Origin of the sequence: Chryseobacterium sp. MFBS3-17 (genome assembly GCF_020687745.1) — a bacterium.
Classification (GTDB): domain Bacteria; phylum Bacteroidota; class Bacteroidia; order Flavobacteriales; family Weeksellaceae; genus Marnyiella.
The window spans coordinates 157297-176011 of record NZ_JAJEWK010000010.1; the positions used below are offsets into that span (position 1 = coordinate 157297).

At 45.5% G+C, this 18715-nt stretch carries 16 protein-coding genes; 9 read left to right on the forward strand and 7 right to left on the reverse strand.

Features of this window, described 5'->3' with window-relative positions; all coding sequences use genetic code 11:
• The first annotated feature begins 1 nt into the window (after position 1).
• The 8 genes from nuoL (at position 2) to LKO26_RS08515 (ending at position 8510) form a co-directional block, all read left to right on the forward strand.
• Positions 2 to 1915 carry an NADH-quinone oxidoreductase subunit L gene (nuoL, locus tag LKO26_RS08480; RefSeq protein ID WP_227587426.1) on the forward strand — a complete coding sequence of 638 codons (1914 nt, stop codon included), beginning with the start codon at positions 2 to 4 and terminating at the stop codon, positions 1913 to 1915.
• Between the two features lie 2 nt (positions 1916 to 1917).
• Entirely contained in the window at positions 1918 to 3411 is a 1494-nt protein-coding gene (locus tag LKO26_RS08485) for a NuoM family protein (RefSeq protein WP_227587427.1), read from the forward strand.
• Between the two features lie 15 nt (positions 3412 to 3426).
• Positions 3427 to 4806: an NADH-quinone oxidoreductase subunit N gene (locus LKO26_RS08490; protein ID WP_227587428.1), complete on the forward strand. Its 1380-nt coding sequence runs from the start codon at positions 3427 to 3429 to the stop codon at positions 4804 to 4806.
• A gap of 97 nt (positions 4807 to 4903) precedes the next feature.
• The gene (locus tag LKO26_RS08495) at positions 4904 to 5527 is read left to right on the forward strand and encodes a Crp/Fnr family transcriptional regulator (protein WP_227587429.1); all 624 of its coding nucleotides are present in this window, start codon (positions 4904 to 4906) and stop codon (positions 5525 to 5527) included.
• A gap of 66 nt (positions 5528 to 5593) precedes the next feature.
• Positions 5594 to 5827, forward strand: a complete 234-nt coding sequence (locus LKO26_RS08500; RefSeq protein WP_227587430.1) for a DUF6132 family protein — start codon at positions 5594 to 5596, stop codon at positions 5825 to 5827.
• Positions 5796 to 6089: a thioredoxin gene (gene trxA, locus LKO26_RS08505; protein WP_227587431.1), complete on the forward strand. Its 294-nt coding sequence runs from the start codon at positions 5796 to 5798 to the stop codon at positions 6087 to 6089. Before LKO26_RS08500 ends, trxA begins: the two co-directional genes overlap by 32 nt.
• Before the next feature lie 239 nt (positions 6090 to 6328).
• Complete coding sequence (locus LKO26_RS08510) at positions 6329 to 7837, forward strand: aldehyde dehydrogenase family protein (RefSeq protein ID WP_227587432.1); 1509 nt, start codon at positions 6329 to 6331, stop codon at positions 7835 to 7837.
• A 253-nt stretch (positions 7838 to 8090) separates the two neighbouring features.
• Positions 8091 to 8510 carry a DUF779 domain-containing protein gene (locus LKO26_RS08515; RefSeq protein WP_227587433.1) on the forward strand — a complete coding sequence of 140 codons (420 nt, stop codon included), beginning with the start codon at positions 8091 to 8093 and terminating at the stop codon, positions 8508 to 8510.
• A gap of 99 nt (positions 8511 to 8609) precedes the next feature.
• Here the strand turns inward: LKO26_RS08515 and LKO26_RS08520 are convergent, their stop codons facing one another.
• The 4 genes from LKO26_RS08520 to LKO26_RS08535 form a co-directional block, all read right to left on the reverse strand.
• A complete protein-coding gene (locus LKO26_RS08520; protein ID WP_227587434.1) occupies positions 8610 to 9506 on the reverse strand; it encodes an FUSC family protein in 897 nt (298 codons plus the stop codon).
• Positions 9507 to 9742: 236 nt separating this feature from the next.
• Complete coding sequence (gene mazG, locus LKO26_RS08525; RefSeq protein WP_227587435.1) at positions 9743 to 10510, reverse strand: nucleoside triphosphate pyrophosphohydrolase; 768 nt, start codon at positions 10508 to 10510, stop codon at positions 9743 to 9745.
• A 6-nt stretch (positions 10511 to 10516) separates the two neighbouring features.
• Positions 10517 to 11641, reverse strand: coding sequence for a 3,4-dihydroxy-2-butanone-4-phosphate synthase (ribB, locus tag LKO26_RS08530; protein WP_227587436.1), 1125 nt, complete (start codon positions 11639 to 11641; stop codon positions 10517 to 10519).
• Positions 11642 to 11739: 98 nt separating this feature from the next.
• Positions 11740 to 13380 carry an alpha-amylase family glycosyl hydrolase gene (locus LKO26_RS08535; RefSeq protein ID WP_227587437.1) on the reverse strand — a complete coding sequence of 547 codons (1641 nt, stop codon included), beginning with the start codon at positions 13378 to 13380 and terminating at the stop codon, positions 11740 to 11742.
• 199 nt (positions 13381 to 13579) lie between these two features.
• Between LKO26_RS08535 and LKO26_RS08540 the strand changes: the two genes are divergently transcribed.
• Positions 13580 to 15064: a lipopolysaccharide biosynthesis protein gene (locus LKO26_RS08540; RefSeq protein ID WP_227587438.1), complete on the forward strand. Its 1485-nt coding sequence runs from the start codon at positions 13580 to 13582 to the stop codon at positions 15062 to 15064.
• A 12-nt stretch (positions 15065 to 15076) separates the two neighbouring features.
• On the opposite strand, the gene LKO26_RS08545 is transcribed toward LKO26_RS08540, so the two are convergent.
• From LKO26_RS08545 to LKO26_RS08555, 3 genes are read right to left on the reverse strand one after another with little or no spacing between them, the layout of a single operon-like run.
• The gene (locus LKO26_RS08545) at positions 15077 to 16126 is read right to left on the reverse strand and encodes a hypothetical protein (protein WP_227587439.1); all 1050 of its coding nucleotides are present in this window, start codon (positions 16124 to 16126) and stop codon (positions 15077 to 15079) included.
• 11 nt (positions 16127 to 16137) lie between these two features.
• Entirely contained in the window at positions 16138 to 17826 is a 1689-nt protein-coding gene (locus tag LKO26_RS08550; RefSeq protein WP_227587440.1) for an amidohydrolase, read from the reverse strand.
• Positions 17827 to 17830: 4 nt separating this feature from the next.
• Positions 17831 to 18709: a glycosyltransferase family 2 protein gene (locus LKO26_RS08555; protein WP_227587441.1), complete on the reverse strand. Its 879-nt coding sequence runs from the start codon at positions 18707 to 18709 to the stop codon at positions 17831 to 17833.
• Positions 18710 to 18715: the final 6 nt, after the last annotated feature.

Here is an 18715-nt window from a genome sequence, read left to right on the forward strand (position 1 = left end):
CATGGAAAATTTAATATTTACAATTATACTTCTGCCATTGGTCGGGTTCCTTATCAATGGACTTTTCGGGAAAAAAATGCCGAAAAATCTGGTCGGGGGAATTGCCACTCTGGTCGTCTTTGCGGCATTCTGTATTACCTTTTACTTATTTCTGAATTTTGACAAAGATTCACAGCCGTACATCGTACGTGCCTTTGAGTGGTTCCGGGTAAACGGCATGCAGGTGAACTTCAGCTTCCATATCGATCAGCTTTCACTTATGATGATGATGATCATTACCGGAATCGGATCCCTGATTCATCTCTACTCCATCGGTTACATGCATACAGACTCCGGGTTTCACAGATTTTTCGCTTACCTGAACCTCTTCATCTTCATGATGTTGCTGCTGGTTATGGGAAGCAACTATGTGATTCTGTTTATCGGCTGGGAAGGTGTAGGACTTTGCTCCTATCTTCTTATCGGATTCTGGTATAAGAATAAAGAATACGGAAAAGCGGCAAGAAAAGCGTTCATCATGAACCGTATTGGTGACCTGGGTCTGCTGATGGGAATTTTCATGATTGCTTTTCATACCAATGCGCTGGATTATCTTTCTGTAGCGCAGAACGTAACCCGATTTGAAGCAGATGGTTCTACCATCATTTTCATCTGTGCCTCTTTATTCATAGGAGCTGTGGGAAAATCTGCTCAGGTTCCGCTTTATACCTGGTTACCGGATGCGATGGCCGGTCCTACTCCTGTATCGGCACTTATACACGCCGCTACCATGGTAACGGCCGGGGTGTATCTGGTTTTCCGTTCCAACTTTTTGTTCACGCTGGCTCCTACGGTGATGGACGGCATCTTGCTGGTAGGATTGCTTACCGCACTGCTGGCTGCATTCTATGCGCTGAGACAAAACGACATCAAAAAAGTGCTGGCCTACTCTACCGTGTCCCAACTGGGTTTTATGTTTGTGGCACTGGGCGTGGGCGCTTATACCGCAGCCATGTTCCATCTGATGACACATGCGTTCTTCAAGGCGTTGTTGTTCCTGGGCTCCGGATCTGTGATCCATGCCATGAGCGGTGAGCAGGATATGCGCATGATGGGTGGCCTGAAAGACAAAATTAAAATTACCCACATTACCTTCCTCATAGGTACCTTTGCCATTGCAGGCATGCCGTTTTTCTCCGGAATGATTTCCAAAGATGAAATACTGATTGCAGCCTGGGCAAAATCGCCGGTATTCTGGGTCATTCTGTTCATCATTGCAGCCATGACGGCTACTTATATGTTCAGACTGTATTACCTGACCTTCCACGGGACCTTCCGCGGAACCGAGGAGCAAAAACATCATCTGCATGAAAGTCCGTCAAATATGACCCTGCCTCTTGTTGTACTGGCAATTTTATCAGTCATTGGTGGATTCATCAATCTTCCGCACATCATAGCGCACGGAGATTATTCAAAACTTCAGCAGTGGCTCAGTCCGCTGCTTTCAGAGAATATTAAAAATGAAATGCAGGCCGGACTGTCGGGTATTTCACTCACCACAGAACTGATTTTGCTAGCCCTCACGGTGCTGATGTTCTTTGTAGTTTGGTTCATTTCCCGGAATAAATATGCGGTGAAAAAGGCCGTTCCCGTTGCCGAAGAACACTTTACCGGCTGGGAAAAACTATCTGCCAAAAAACTGTACATTGATGAACTGTACAATGCTCTTTTCGTGAAAACAGCAGAAGGCCTGGGCCGTGGCGGAAAAATGTTCGATACCAACATACTGGACAAAGCCGTGGACTTTATAGGCGAAGGCGCCGAAGACAGCGGCAAATCCATGAAACGCCTCCAAAACGGAAACGTAGAAAATTATGTTCTGGTGATGTCTCTGGCTATCGGAATTATATTGATTGTTAACTTTTTATTACAATAATAATGTCGTACCATTTATTAGCATTATTACTTTTACCTTTATTAGGATCGGGGTTGCTGTTTGCCATCAAAGGCAAGGCAGGTAAGCAACTGGCATTCGGTGTATCATTAATCCAGATGCTGATCACGTTCTGCATACTGTACGGATTCAACAGTGGTCCTACGGTAGACAGCGTACTGCAGCACGAAATTAATTATCCGTGGTCACAGTTTCTGAAGTCATCTCTGCACTTTGGGATTGACGGCATGAGCATGCTGATGCTTTTGCTGACCAATATTCTGGTGCCCCTCATTGTGTATTCATCTTTTAATGAAAAGGTACCGTACAGAAATTCGTTCTACGCACTGATTCTGCTGATGCAGTTTGGTCTTGTAGGTGTTTTCACTGCTCTGGACGGGCTTCTGTTCTACATTTTCTGGGAAATCACCCTGATTCCGATCTGGTTTATTGCCGGTCTGTGGGGCCAGGAAAATAAAAGATTTGAATTTACGACCAAGTTTTTTGTATACACCTTTGTAGGTTCACTCTTCATGCTGGCGGCATTTATCTATGTCTATAACTATTCTGCCTCTTTTGCAGTGACCGACATGTATAATGCAAACCTCAACCTCACCCAGCAAACGGTAGTGTTCTGGTTTATATTCTTTGCCTTTGCGGTAAAACTACCGGTGTTCCCGTTCCACACCTGGCAGCCGGACACCTATACCTATTCGCCTACACAGGGAAGTATGCTCCTTTCCGGCATCATGCTGAAAATGGCCGTTTACGGAATTCTGCGCTACCTGCTTCCGGTAACTCCGGATGCTATTGCCGGCGTATCCGGGTCCATCGTCATTATGCTGGCCATCATCGGGGTGCTGCATGGCGCACTGATTGCCCTGATTCAGAACGACGCCAAAAGAATCCTGGCGTACTCCTCTTTTTCGCACGTAGGACTGATGGTGGCGGGAATTTTTGCCTCGGCCATGCTTGTAATGAACGGAACCTTTACCATAGAAGGTGGAGAGGGGGCCATGGTACAGTCTTTCGCACACGGAATCAATATTGTAGCGTTGTTCTATTGTGCAGATATTCTGTATAAGAGATTCAAGAGCAGGGATATCCGTGAAATGGGCGGCCTGGCAAGAGTAGCTCCCCGTTTTGCAGTGCTTTTTATGATTGTTCTGCTTGGATCTGTAGGCTTGCCACTTACCAATGGATTCATTGGTGAATTTATTTTGCTGAAATCAGTATTTGATTATAATATCCTTGCAGCCATCATCGCCGGGATTACCATCATCCTTGCCGCCGCGTATCTGTTCAGGTTTTATGGCAAAGCCATGTTCAATACCGGAAAAGAAGAAGTTCTGGCCAGTGTTAATGACCTCACCCACGTAGAATTTGCGGTAATGGCAAGTTTAGCCGGTCTGGTGATTCTGTTTGGTGTTTTCCCGCAGCCTGTTATTGAGCTGGTGAGTAGTTCGTTGAAGTTCATCTACCAGTCTATGGTAAGTTAATTTGATATTAGAGAAATGAGTGTTATAGTTATCATATTCGTTACGGCGGTCCTGGCTTTATTTTCAGGAGTTTATAACCATGGAAGGTTTGCAAGATACATTGGTATTGCAGGACTTCTGGTAGCCTTGTATGCAGCCTTTCTGCCGGAACCGCAGTTCTTTCATCAGTATCATTCCATGCTGGAATTCGGCACCAACAGTGCGTTGTTTGCCAAAATATCCATCGTGACCACCCTGCTGATTTTCTTCATAGCCGGATTCGCATTCAGCAATCACAGAACTCATCAGTCTGAACTGTATGCGCTGATGCTCTTTGCGCTGTGCGGTGCAGTGGTTCTCTTCAGCTACCAGAATCTGGTGACGCTGTTTTTAGGAATCGAAATTCTGTCCATACCCTTATATGTAATGGCCGGAGCCAATAAAACCAATCTGAGATCCAATGAAGCCGCTGTAAAATATTTTCTGATGGGGTGTTTTGCCACCGGTTTCCTACTGTTTGGTATCGCACTGATTTACGGTACTGCGGGCTCGTTTGATCTGACTGCCATTCATGCCTATGCAGAAGAATTCCCGAAAGATCTGATGCTGATTATGGGCATGATTCTGATGGTAGCCGCCATGGCTTTTAAAGTGGCTCTGGCTCCGTTCCATATGTGGAGCCCCGATGTGTATCAGGGTTCACCGTCACTGATTACCACTTTTATGATGAGCGTGGTAAAAATTGCCGGTTTCTACGCATTCTTTAAGTTAATGACATTTGCATTCTCCGGTTTATATAGTGAATGGTTCAATATCGTAGGGGTGCTGGCCATCATTACTTTATTTCTGGCCAATGTGATGGGTCTGGCGCAGACCAATGCCAAAAGAATGCTCGCTTATTCATCCGTATCTCACGCAGGGTATATCACACTGATTTTTTACGGGATGAACAACCTTTCCACTTACAATCTGGCCTTCTATCTCTTCGCCTATGCACTGGCATCTGTGGGTGTGATGATGAGTCTGATCTGGGTAGAGAAACTGAAAAGGGAAACCTCCTACCAGGCCTTCAAAGGTCTGGCAAAATCTGAACCCCTTCTGGCTGCAGCCGCCTCTGTGTCAATGTTGTCCATGGCGGGAATTCCGCTAACAGCGGGTTTCATGGGTAAATTTGCGCTCTTTGCACAGGCTATGAACGGTGCCGCATTTCTGGTACTGATTGCCGTGCTGGGTTCTGCCATTTCCATTGCGTATTATCTGAGACTGATTATCGCGATGTTCTTCTTCAAAGAAAGCAGTTTTAAAACCTCGGAAAAAGTATCACTTACCTATAACATTGTCGCTGCATTCATTATTGTAGCCATCATAGCACTGGGGGTTTATCCGGATTTATTTGCAAAACAATTCGGCGTGTAACACCACAAGCATCATCAAAGCGCAACTTCCCGGTTGCGCTTTTTTCTTTGCTCAAAATCAGGTTTCTTATCGTCCGGCAAATGGTTAACTTTGTCTGATGGAAGAACTGCAACACCTTACCGATTTCCGTACTTCACCGGAACTGCTGGAACAACTGAATCAATATGGCGTACAGAAAGAATTTAAGGCCGGCGAAACCATTCTGGAAGAACATGCGTACATACGCTCTGTTCCCATCGTCATGAGCGGCAGCCTGAAGGTGATCCGTACAGAAGAAGACGGACGGGAAATCCTGCTGTACTACATCAAGGCCGGCGAAAGTTGCATCATGTCCTTTCTGGGAGGTTTGCATAACGAAACCAGCAAAGTACGGGCAGAAGTAGAAGATGATGCCTCCATTTTATTTCTTCCGGTAGAAAAGGTAAGCCTGTTCATAAAAGATTATCCGCAATGGCTGGACTATATCTTCCGGCTGTACCACAAACGCTTTGAGGAACTGCTGGATATGGTCAATGCCATCTCTTTTAAGAAGACAGATGAGCGACTGCTCACGCTGCTGGAGAAAAAACAAGCCCTTACCGGAAGTTCCGTTCTGAACATCACCCATGAGCAGCTGGCCAACGAACTGGGAACTGCACGCGTGGTGGTCTCACGGCTGCTGAAACAACTGGAAGAACTGGGAAAAGTACGGCTGGGGAGAAACAAAATTGAACTTTTGTAACAAAAGTAACGTGGGGACCGGAATTATTTGACCAACTTTACCCTATCAAATTGAAAATGAAAGCACATGAAAGCATTTATTCATAAGAACATCCTCACCATTACCGGTGTGCTGGTGGGTGCGCTGGCAGGATTTCTGTACTGGAAATTCGTGGGTTGCCACTCCGGCAACTGCGCTATTACGTCGGATCCCACAAACAGTACTGTGTACGGCGCCGTAATGGGCGGGTTATTTTTATCTGTATTCAAAAAAGAAAATACAAAAAGCAATGACATTTCAGGAAGTAATTCAGCAGAATAAGCCGGTGCTGGTAGATTTTTTTGCCGAATGGTGTGGTCCGTGCAAAATGATGGCTCCCATACTGGAGGAAGTAAAAGCCACCCTGCCAGACTCTGCCTCAATAATAAAAATTGATGTGGACAAAAACCCGCAGGCTGCATTGGTTTTTCAGGTGCGCAGTGTACCCACGCTTATCTTATTCAGAAATGGCAAGGCCATCTGGAGACACGGCGGGGTGGTGAGTGCCTCCGAACTGATTCAACTGATCCGGGAAAATCTCTGACAGACATTAAAAAAGACTCAGTTCCCCGTCCGCGCTGCGGCTGGGGAATCTTGTTTTCTATTCCGTGAACTGAGTCTTTTTTCTGCCTGATATAACAAAAATAATCCATCAAAAGAAGCAAAGCTAATAGATTAAATCAATATCAACCAAATGCGGTTTTAGCAATATTTAACACGGTTTATTTTTTATATACTCAAATAATATGGTAATTTTATACAAAATATTTAAACAGATACATTATGAGTTCAAAAGTTTATGACAGAGTACCATTAAAAGAAAAGTACGATAACTACATTAATGGGCAGTGGACACCCCCTGCCAACGGGAAATACTTTGATGTCATTACCCCGCTTGACGGGACCGTGATGGCCAAAGCAGCACACTCTAACGAGCAGGATCTGGATAAGGCCGTAAATGCTGCAGAAGAAGCTTTCAAAACATGGGGTAAAACCTCTGTAACCGAGCGGAGTATCATCCTGAACAAGATTGCAGACCGTATGGAAGCGAATCTTGAGAATATTGCCGTAGTAGAAACTATGGACAACGGTAAGCCGGTACGTGAAACCCTGAATGCAGATATTCCGCTGGCTATAGACCATTTCCGTTATTTTGCGGGTGTTATCCGCGCAGAAGAAGGATCCCTGATGGAACTGGACAATAATACCGTTTCGCTTATTGTAAATGAACCAATAGGTGTGGTAGCCCAGATTATTCCGTGGAACTTCCCTATTCTGATGGCCGTATGGAAACTGGCACCTGCTCTGGCAGCCGGTAACACTGTGATTCTGAAACCTGCAGAAAACACCCCCATTTCGATCCTTTATCTGGTAGAACTGATTGGCGACCTGCTGCCACCGGGCGTACTGAACGTAGTGAACGGATTTGGTGCTGAACTGGGACATGCCCTGGTCACCAACAAGAAAGTACAGAAAGCAGCCTTCACCGGTTCTACTGCAACAGGCCGTATGGTAATGCAATATGCTACGGAAAACATTATTCCGGTTACCCTGGAGCTGGGTGGTAAATCTCCGAACGTTTTCTTTGAAAGTGTGATGGATGAAGATGATGCATTCCTGGATAAAGCCATTGAAGGCGCCGTTCTCTTTGCTCTGAACCAGGGTGAAATTTGCACCTGTCCGTCCAGACTGCTGATTCAGGAAAGCATCTATGACCAATTTATAGAAAAGGTCGTAGAACGTGTAAACGCCATCAAACCGGGCAACCCACTGGATACTTCTACCATGATCGGTGCTCAGGCATCCAAAATTCAGTATGATAAAATTCTGAGCTACATTAACCTGGGCAAAGAAGAAGGTGCTGAAGTCCTTACCGGTGGCGATGCCAACAAACTGGAAGGTGACCTGGCTAACGGATACTATATACAGCCCACCCTGCTGAAAGGGCATAACAAAATGCGGGTGTTCCAAGAGGAAATTTTCGGGCCGGTACTTGCGGTGACTACCTTTAAGGATGAAGCAGAAGCGCTGGAGATTGCCAACGATACCATATACGGACTGGGTGCCGGAGTATGGACCAGAGATGCACACCAGCTGTATCAGATTCCGAGAGCGATACAGGCCGGCCGTGTTTGGGTAAACCAATACCACAGCTATCCTGCAGGCGCGCCTTTCGGAGGATATAAGCAATCCGGTATCGGCAGAGAGAACCACAAAATGATGTTGGATCACTACAGACAGACCAAAAACATGCTGATTTCTTATGACAAGAATAAATTAGGATTCTTCTAAGAAATACCGTAGTACAAAGGATGTTACGCAACTTTCGGATTAAAGGTTTTCCTGCCACCGGGATTTTGTCCGGTGCGGGAGAACCTTTTTCAATAAACAGACCTCACAAACTCTTAGCCCAGATCGCAGCGGTTACCCCGCACAGATGGAGCACGGTTTTAACCGTGGGGAATCTGGAGGAGTATGAGCGAAGAGCTGGTGAGACCCCTACTGAGCACTGACCGAACGTGATGCTCCTAAAAAAAAGAAAAAAATGGAAAAAATAAAAAGGCTTTCTGCCACAGACAAAGCGATGGAACTGATCCGGCAACTGCATGAGGAATATGGTGAACTGATGTTTTACCAGGCCGGCGGCTGCTGCGAGGGCACACAGCCCCAGTGTTTCAGGAAGGGACATTTCTACCCCAGAACCAAAGACGTAAGCATAGGAACGATCCTGGGATTTCATTTCTGGGTGGATCATGATTTATTTGAATACTGGCAATACAGCCATTTTGAACTGGATGTGACCGACGGATTCGGGGCGGGAGGTTTCTCACTGGAGACTCCGAAAAACAAAACCTTCAAAGTCAATTACCGGGTGTTCACAAAAGAGGAACTGGACCAGCTGGAAGAGACCCTGCCCTATCATCAGTACATGCAGCAGGAAAAGGAAAAACAGCAGACTGTTTAATACCACGGTGCTGTGAGGCGGTGTGTTTTTATGTGTCAAAATTTGAATTTTCTGCAGCTATCTGAGAATTTCCAGTTGAAGCAAGTCAATTTCAGCACGTTATGACCATCTGCGCAGGAATATGCCAGTGCTGCGAATACGTCTTTCCAGCCGGGCAATGATGTCCCTGTGATGCAAGAGCCAACCGGCAACAAGACCTATGAGACTCCCGATGATGGTATCTGCCAGACGGGCTTCCATCATGGTATTGATGTCAAAGTCCAGTCCGCCCGCAGTTTCTGCCAGGAGAATGGTGAGCGGCGAAATAAAAATGGCAGCGAGTCCATAATTCCGCACAATAAGCAACTCTATCACGAATTGTAAAAGGGTGATGACTACCACCAGCGCCAGGCCATGAATGCCCAGCCCGAAAATGATCCAGGTAAGTCCGATACCGATAAAAGTCCCGAATATTCTGTGGAAATTCCGCTGGCGGGTATGAATCAGATCCCGTCCCTGCAGCACTGCCAGAGCGGAAACTGCAATCCAGTACGGTGTATGGAGCTTAAAAACATAACCCACGGCCAGTGAAAGAGCCATGGCTGCTCCTATGATGATGCTCTCTACAATCTTGGTATATGCTTTAGGTCGAAAACTTGGTCTCACGGGGAGCGGCACCACCTTTTTGGCAATGAATACCGAATAGAAAAATGCCAGCAGCACCGAGAGCATGGCACCCATGCCTACCAATCCTACTCTGGACGGTAATAATTCCACATCAAACGGTACCGATCCGGCCACGGCAGCCAGCATCACGAAAAAGAAATTGCCCGGCGGCGGCACCTTAAAGTAAGAGGTGACCAGGTGCGCCAGAAATCCGATAAAACCCACTGATGCCGCACTGACCCAGGGATTAAAACTGAATACCAGCCCGAACATAAAGGAAAAAACCATTCCGAAGGCACAGACCATGAGGTGAATCATCCGGCTGGCCAGCGCAGAATGTGTAAAGTACAATATGGTAGTGCGCCCATGTTGGACAGATTGCCGTATAGCGGCCGGTCAAAAAACCAGCCCACAAGCAGACATAACCCCACACAAATCCCTGCCAGCAATGGAAAATGCCAGGTTCGCTCGGTCTTTCGTATTTCCAGGAAAGACTTGAAACCGTGTTGAAACTTATATTGCATATACTTTCTTTAGCGGCTTTTCAGCGGGAGCATGGTCTTATTGTTTAAAAAAATGCGGTAAGGTTAAGGCAACTTCTTTGCTTCTTCCCACAGCAGATCCATTTCTTCCAGAGAGAGGTCTTCCACTCTCAGGCTGCGGTCTGCGGCAAGTTGCTCCATTTTTTGAAATCGCGAAATAAATTTGGCATTGGTCCGCTCCAGTGCAGAATCGGGATTTATGCCGGAGATCCTTGCATAATTGATGAGCGAAAAAAACACGTCGCCCAGCTCTTCCTCCTTTTTCACGGGATCGGTTTCAGCATGAAATTCAGCAAGCTCTTCGTCCACTTTTTTCCAGGCATCTCCGGCATCGTGAAACTCAAACCCGATGCCGCGCACTTTATCCTGAATGCGGTAGGCCTTGATTATGCTGGGCGTTCCTTTGGCAACCCCTGACAGCACGGAGCGGTTTCCTTCTTTCAGTTTCAGTTTTTCCCAGTTCTGCTTCACCTCATCTTCACCGCTTACCTCGGTATCTCCATAAATGTGCGGGTGGCGGAAAATCAGTTTTTCATTAAGAGCATTGATGACGTCTGCGATATCAAAGCTTTGATTTTCGGAACCTATTTTGGCATAAAAAACCAGATGCAAAAGCACATCACCCAGTTCCTTTTTGATTTCGGGAAGATCCTCCTGCAGCAGAGCATCAGATAGCTCATAGACTTCCTCCAGCGTAAGATGCCGCAGGGATTGCAGCGTCTGCTTTTTATCCCACGGACATTTCTCCCGCAGATCATCCATGATATCGAGCAGCCTGCCGAATGCTTCCAGTTTTTCCTCTCTGCTGTTCATGGATTTTTATTTCAGTTCCACCATTTCGGTTACCTCTACGTCATAACCGCCTACTACAGGTTTTACATCCGGACTTTGGGTAATGACGCGGAATTTATTGATGCCTAAATTTTTCAGAATCTGCGTTCCGATGCCATAATCGCGGAAATTATAAGCCAGTGTAGGCCGCTGCTCGGCTCCGTCCTGGTAATCCAGAAACTGCTGAAGTTTTCTCTGGGTATTCTCGGTATTAGATACATTGTTAATAAAAATCAGCACTCCTTTTCCTTCTTCATTAATCATGCTGGTTACTTTTTCCAGCAAAGGTTTTTCGCCGGTAATAAAACGGCTGAGCACATCAAAATAGGAATTAGACGCCTGAACCCGGACCAGTACCGGTTCATCTTCGGTCCAGTTTCCTTTGGTAAAAGCAAAATGCATCTGCTCTGTACTGCTCTCTCTGAATGCATAAAAATCAAAATCACCATAGAAGGTCTTTACTTTACGCTCCTCTATGCGTTCAATGAGATCCCCTTTTTTCAGTTGATAATGAATCAGATCTTCAATGGACACAATTTTCAGGTCGAGTTTTTTTGCCAGTTCCATCAGCTGCGGAAGCCGCGCCATAGAACCGTCCTCATTCATAATTTCACAGATGACTCCACCTTCCTTCAGGCCGGCAAGTTTGGTAAGATCGGTAGCCGCCTCAGTATGACCGGCACGTTTCAGCACACCGCCTTTCTTCGCTCTGAGCGGGAATATATGTCCGGGACGCATGAAATCAGAAGGTTTGGTTTTTTCGTCCATCAGTGCCAGAATCGTCTTGGCACGGTCACTGGCAGAAATTCCGGTAGAAACCCCTTCGCCCAGCAAATCTACCGAAACCGTAAAAGCAGTTTCCTTGGGATCACTGCTGCGGGTCACCATAATATCCAGACCCAGTTCATCACATCTCTTTTCCGGAAGTGGCGTACAGATAAGCCCTCTGCCGTGTATGGTCATGAAATTGATAATTTCAGGGGTGGTCAGTTCTGCTGCCGAAAGAAAATCGCCTTCATTTTCGCGGTTTTCATCGTCTACAACTATGATTACTTTACCATTTCTCAGATCTTCTATCGCCTCCGGAATGGTATTGAGTTTTATATCGGACATTTTTTTGTTATTTGACGCAAAGGTAAGCATTTATCAAGCGAACAACAATTTTTGACTCCATTAACAGCCACCGGAATTCCACTGTAAATCTGTACCGATTACAGGTCTTTTTCCAGCAGAACAATGGAAAAACTACTGTCCAACACCACGGTATGATCTGTGCCCACCACTGTCCTAACGCCACTGTACGCATCTCTGATTCTGGTTCCCGGCGCAAAGTAGCCGCACACATCAACGCGTTTCTCACCTGCTGGCTGGTCCAGTCCGATTACTACTTTATCGTTCCTGTAGGTTCTGCCAAACCAGTAAGGTTCATTGGCAATCATTTGATGAATTCCCGCTCCCACAGCCGGATGATTTGCCCTGAACTTCCCGAGTTTCTGATAATGCTTCAGCAGATTTCGGGTAGCTTCATGGACTTCAAGATCGTCCCAGTTCATATTGCTTCGCAGCGTGGCATCTCCTTCTGCACCGTCTATAATAAGCGAACGTGCTGTTTCATCTCCGTAATAAATCTGTGAAATACCGGGGGCAAGCAGCAATTTTACGGCAGCTTCAAAGGTTCGCTTCCGGTATTTATCAAACGGTGAACCGTCATCATGTGAAGTCAGGTAATTCATGACGGTTTTCCCGTCCATTTCATTGGCCAACATACGGGAATAAGAGGAGAAAATTTCTTCATAAGATCTGTGTGCATCGCCTTTGAAGTCAAAATTAATGAGGGACTGAAACCCATTCTTGAAATAATTCACTTTTTTATCTCCAAAATCATAGAGTTGTTTTTGACTGATGCCGTATCCGTACACCTCGCCCACCATAAAAAATGGCTGATCATCCAGCACCTTTGCCTGATTATTCGCTTTATAACGGTCAAACGCTTCCTGACAGACCTTTTGAAAATCTGCCCAAACATCTTCATTGGTATGTTTTACGGTATCTACCCGGTAGCCGTCTATCCCGAATTGTTCCACATAATCTGCCAGCCATTTCATGATATAATATTTGGGCGCCCGGGGGTAGCCGGTACGGGTGAAGAATTCATCCAGCGATTTCATTTCCGCATCATATCGGCCTTCTTTCTTCCATTTTTCCACAAGAGATGCGGGGAGTGGTGCCGGCGCATCAGATTCGGTAAGGACATCCGGGAGATTGGCTACCAATGTGCATGCCGTGGTATTCAGATAGCTGTCATAAGTACACTGCGGTGAAGTGCGCACCCAACTGTGGGAGAAAACCGCATCTTTCGGGGTCACCGGACCGGTATGGTTAATGACAGCATCCAGCACAATCCGGATTCCTCTTTTGTGGGCTTTGTCTACCAGTTCACGAAGATCAGCCGCAGTGCCAAAATTCGGATCCAGAGCCGTCCAGTCTTTGGTCCAGTATCCATGAAAACCGTAGGTATTACCGGTTCCTTCATCAGTAGCACCGTGAATTTGCTCTACCACGGGAGTCATCCAGATGGCATTTACACCCAGTTCAGTGAAGTATCCACTGTCTATTTTCTGGATAATCCCGCGCAGGTCTCCTCCTTCAAAACCGCGGAGTACTGCAGTTTTTTCGGTTCGGTTAAAATTGACATCATTAGCAGCATCACCATTATGGAAACGGTCTGTGAGCAGGAAATATACATTGGCTCCTTCCCAGACAAACGGCTGCCCGGAGGTTTTCTGAAGTGAGGAACAGGAAACCGCACTCACAAGTAAAAATGCGGCCACGAAAAAGGCTATATTTTTCATTGGATCTATGACTAAAAACCTCAAATTTAGTAAAAATGGCGGAAGCACAGGATTTTTTAAAAAACTTTGACCCAAATATTGCTTTAACAAAACTTAACATATTTTTCTATCTTTGCTTTCCCATTAGAATCATCATGACCACCACTGCTGAAAACTCCGTCTATTTTTCGTACTTCACATCCGGTAAAGACCTGCTGTTATGAGTGTTGTTGCAAGACAAGGCTTTAAATATACCATCATAGGCTACCTGGGATTTGTGCTGGGCGCACTCTCCACCTATTTTGTGTTTCCGCATGATTTTACATTTTACGGAAAACTGAGTTATATTCTTTCTACAGCAGAAATTCTGGTTCCCATTGTAGTTTTCGGGCTGTCCTATGCCAATGTGAAATTTTTTCATCAGACACAGAAGGATTCCAAGCATCAGAATATTCTTTCATTATCTTTATTAGGAATCGCCATAAATTTTCTGGTTTTCACGGGTTTATTTTTGCTTATTCATTATCTGTTTCCCGACCTCAAAAACATGAAATGGTGGGAACTGAAATTCATTATTTTGCCTTTGGTGCTGGTGCTTTCTATTTCGCATTGTCTGAACCGCTACATTTCCAATTACAAAAGAATTGTAGTTCCCAATATTTTTGAGAACATCATGCCCAAACTGGCCAACGTGGGTGCATTTTGTCTTTTCATTTTCCTGGGCATTTCTCAGGTTACGGCATTTGGATTTTTCTTCGGTATGTTCACACTGTCCACTCTTGGATACTTTATCTATGCCAACCGGCTGGAGCCTTTGAAACCTGATTTCAGCACAGGTTACATTAAAAAAGATGCGTTGTGGAAAGACATTTTCAGTTACAGTCTGTTTAGTTTTCTGGGAAACATCGGAAATTATATTGCCATTAAGATTGATAAAATCATGATTGGTGATGCGCTGGGCGATGAGGAACTCGGAATTTACTCCGTGCTTTTTGCCATGATTTCTTTGATTTCCATTCCACAACTCGGGATTTTTAATATTTCGGCACCCATCATCAATAAAGCCATTGCAGAAAATGACCTGGAAGAACTGGACCGCTTTCATAAGAAAACTTCACTGAGTTTGTTTTTCATCGGGTCTGTGCTGTTTTCCTGTATTCTGGCGGGCTTTCCGTTTCTCATTGGTTTTATAAAAAACGGCACCATGCTCCTGGAATCGGAACCAGTGATCTGGATTCTGGGGTCTGCTATTTTGTTTGATCTGGCAACAGGTTTCAACGGCAATATCATTTCATTGTCCCGGTACTACCGCTATAACATTGTATTCATGCTGTTTCTGGCAGCGCTCACCATCCTGCTGAATTATTATTTCCTGGAAAATACCCGTCTCGGAATTGTGGGCGTGGCACTGGCTACCGCCATTTCGCTGTCCACCTATAACATCATTAAAATTACCTTTAACTATATCAAATTTAAGGTCAATCCATTGTCTATCGAGATGATTTTTGCGTCCATTATCTCTACGCTGGCCATCACTGTAGCCATTGTACTGCCCAATTTTTCAAATAATTTTCTGAATCTCCTGTACAAACCTGCCGTGGTTCTGATCCTGATTTATATCGGCAATCACTTCCTGAAAATTTTCCCGATGGAGGATTATATTTCGAAGAAATTCATCCGCAGCATATTCAGATTCGGCAAATAGAATTATGTTGTTTTAAGACTTAAGTAAAGAATTCAGTACATTTTCCAGTGCAGACCGCACCGAAGTGACTTCATATGAATCAGTTTTAAAATCCGAAAAAGCATCCGGATTCAGGATGAACTGACGCATATCTTCCGGCTCCCGAATGATAAACGAATGCAACTGCGCCGGATATTCGGCCGGAAACACTGCTGTTTTTCCATATTTAATGGCATCGCCTACATTTCCGCTCATTTTCGAGATGCCGTATATTTCTTTTTCGCTGAAAAATTCAGTTTCACTGCGCACCGGACACCAGAGAAAAGATGCTTTGCGCATCCATTTATCAAAAGTGTGCTGGTCGATTTTTTCTGTAAAATATTGCAGACTGATGTTTTCTGAAACGGAGTTTTCAAGCTTCCTCAATTGTGCCAGTTCCCGGCCTTCTGCTCTTCCGGCAAAAACAAACTGTACTTTGGAAGAGCCGGATTCCATATTTTGAATCACCTCAAAAACTCTGGCATAGTCGCGGCGGCTTTGAGAAACGGATCCGGGAATAACCACGGTTGGAATTTGCGGGACCTCATCTTTATATTTCCTGTAAAAAACCGGTAAAAACCGCATGGAAATTCGCTCCAGATACGAATCCAGAACAAGCCGGTGATTTACGCTGTTGTAAAAATCCGGTGCTGTGAGCAAACCTTCCTTCAGCAAAAGCTTCAGCCGGTACAACCGATCTTTGCACAGTACTTTTCGCAACAAATCAAATCTGGAAAGGAACGTAAAATTCTGATTATGTACAATCACCGCCGTATTATAACGCGCTGCGATGGCTTTAAAAACATTAAAATAACGGTGTGCAGTTCCGATGATGACCAGATCATACGATTTTTTTTGAAGCAACGGCAGCACATCTGCACTTTCCACCATAAATACCTGCTTTCTGTTGCCGCCCGTTTGCCTGTAAACTTTGCCGGACACGTAATAATCCGTATCAAATACGGCAGAATCCTGCATCAGCTCCATAAAGTTGAGTGCAATTTCCGCATGGGTATCCAGTTCTATGTAGGCGATTTTTTTCAAAAATTAAAAATTTAGTGGATGTATCCGGCTACTGGTGCAGCAAGCCGGCGTGCGAAATCCTCGTAATACTGCTGGTTATAATACACCCGATTGCCACTGCTGAAAGTCTCCAATACGACGGTTTCCGGAATCCTGGCCTCTTCTACAGCCATGATATTCTGACTAATGATGACAAAATCTGCAGATTTACCTACCTCCAGACTGCCCAGTTCATTTTCCTGAAAGGCTGCGCGCGCTGCCCAGATGGTTATTCCCCGAAGAGCCTGCTCTCGGGTGAGGGCATTCTCTTTCTGAAAGCCGCCGGCCGGATAAAGATGTTCATCCTGGCGGGCCACTGCTGCGAAAAAGGTTTTCAGGGGATTGATTTCTTCTACCGGGAAATCTGTTCCCAGTGGCAGCCACTTATTCTGCTGTAGCAAATCCTGATAAGCATAAGCGGTTTTCGTACGTGCAGCACCCAGCCGGCTTTCTGCCCAGTACATGTCTGATGTAGCGTGCGTAGGCTGTACAGACGGTATAATGGAATACAGTCCGAAAAGTTCCCGATCCTTTTCTGTAACAATTTGTGCATGTTCTATGCGCCATCTGCGGTCATTTTTACCGCCCAGAACTTCACCGTACACATTCAGAATGGTGCGGTTTGCGGAATCACCAATGGCATGCGTACACATTTGCAGGTCTGAATTTTTCAGTTTGCGGGCCAGTGTTCTGAAATGCTCCTCCTCACCGAGCAGGAACCCTCTTCTACCCGGCTGGTCTTCATAATCATGCAACAGGCACGCTCCACGTGAGCCCAGTGCCCCGTCTGAATACACTTTAAAACCACCTACGGTAATATTTCCATTCCGGTATCGGCCTTTCCGGATCCACTTCCCGTAGTAAGCAGGATCATCATTCAGCAGGGCGAATACTTTCATTTTTAAAGTTCCCTGCCGCTGGGACTGTTCAAGTTGTGAGAGGGTATGCTCCGAAATTCCGCAGTCGTGAACTGAGGTCAGTCCAAGAGAAAAGCAGGTTTCCTGTAGTTGAGTAAAGTACTTCAATGCAGTTTCGTCATTGATTTCGGGAATATGTTTTTCTATCAGGAATTTGGCATTGTCCAGCAGGATTCCGGTAAGTTGACCATTTTTCACTTCTATTTCGCCACCCTGCACTTTGGTATTCACCGTTATTCCTGCAATATCCAGAGCTTTCTGATTGGCTACTACCGCATGGCCATCTATTCTTTTCAGATAAACCGGGCGGTTTGGAAAGAGTTCATCCAGGCGCTGTTTATCCGGAAAATCTTTTACCGGCCAGTCATTCTGATCCCAGCTGCGGCCATAAAGCCACTCCTGAGGTGCTGTTTTGGAATAGATCACCATGCGCTGCACCACTTCTTCCCAGGATTGGGTTCCCCACAGTTCACATTTCCAGAGGTCTTTGGCATAACCGGTAAAATGACAATGGGCATCAATCAGACCCGGCAAAACAGTTCGGCCTGCCACATCCTGCTTGTTTTGGGATTGGTAAGATTTAAGAATCGCTTCATTATTGCCAATGGCTGCAATTTTACCTTTGGAAACTGCCATTGCCTCCGCGGTAGAAAACCGGGCGTCTGCTGTATAAATTTTTGCGTTGTAAATAATAAGATCTGCATCTTTTTTCTGACTGTATATTAAGCCACAACATAAAAGCAGCAGTGGAATCAATTTATTCATAGGTTTATTTTTTACCAAACATCTGTTGCCACCGCAGTTTCCTGATATAATTTATTTCTTCCCGGCTTAATTCACGCGCGCTGTTCTGCTTCAGGAAAGTGCGCATGGTGACGAAAAACTCTCCGGGAGACTTGCTCTTCCAGGAAGATTTGGCGGATGAGATTAATGCCAAAGGTAAACTGAGTCCGATATTATAAAAATACTCACCCAGCTTTTCTGCTTTCTGGCTTTTATATTTGAAGGCGGTGGGCCGCAAATGCTTGACCCAGATATTTTTAATGGTGAGCACCTCCCATCCGTGCATGCGCGCCAGCATGACATCAATATTATCCCAGCCCAGCACGGGTCGCAGACCGTTCATCTGTTCAAAACATTCCCGGCGGTATGACTTTATGGGACCCCGTACATGATTTTTAGACGAAAGATTCTCAAATATCCATTGTTTTTTTTCATCAGCAAAATCATAGGCCAGTGCTTTCTCAAATACCGTTTTGCGGATGCGGACCAATCCGGAAACCATCCCAGCTTTGGGATTTTCCCGGTACACCTGTGCCACTTTTTCCAGATAATCCTGCGGAAAGATAATGTCGGCATCAAATTTACAAATGACCTGGAATGCTGTAAGATCTTCTCCGTCCAGACCTTTATTGAACGTCCGGACTACTTTTGCTCCCGGCTCATGACCGGATTTTCCCAGATTTTTCACAGAAAATCTCCGGTCCTGATTTGCAAATTCTGCGGCAATCTGTGGCGTTCGGTCCTCAGATCCGTCATTCACTACCACCACCCGGAAATCCCCGAAGCTCTGCTGCTTCAGGGAACCCAGGGCGAAACCGATGTTTTTTTCCTCGTTATGAGCGGGGATAATGATGAGGAACTTCATGTTCCT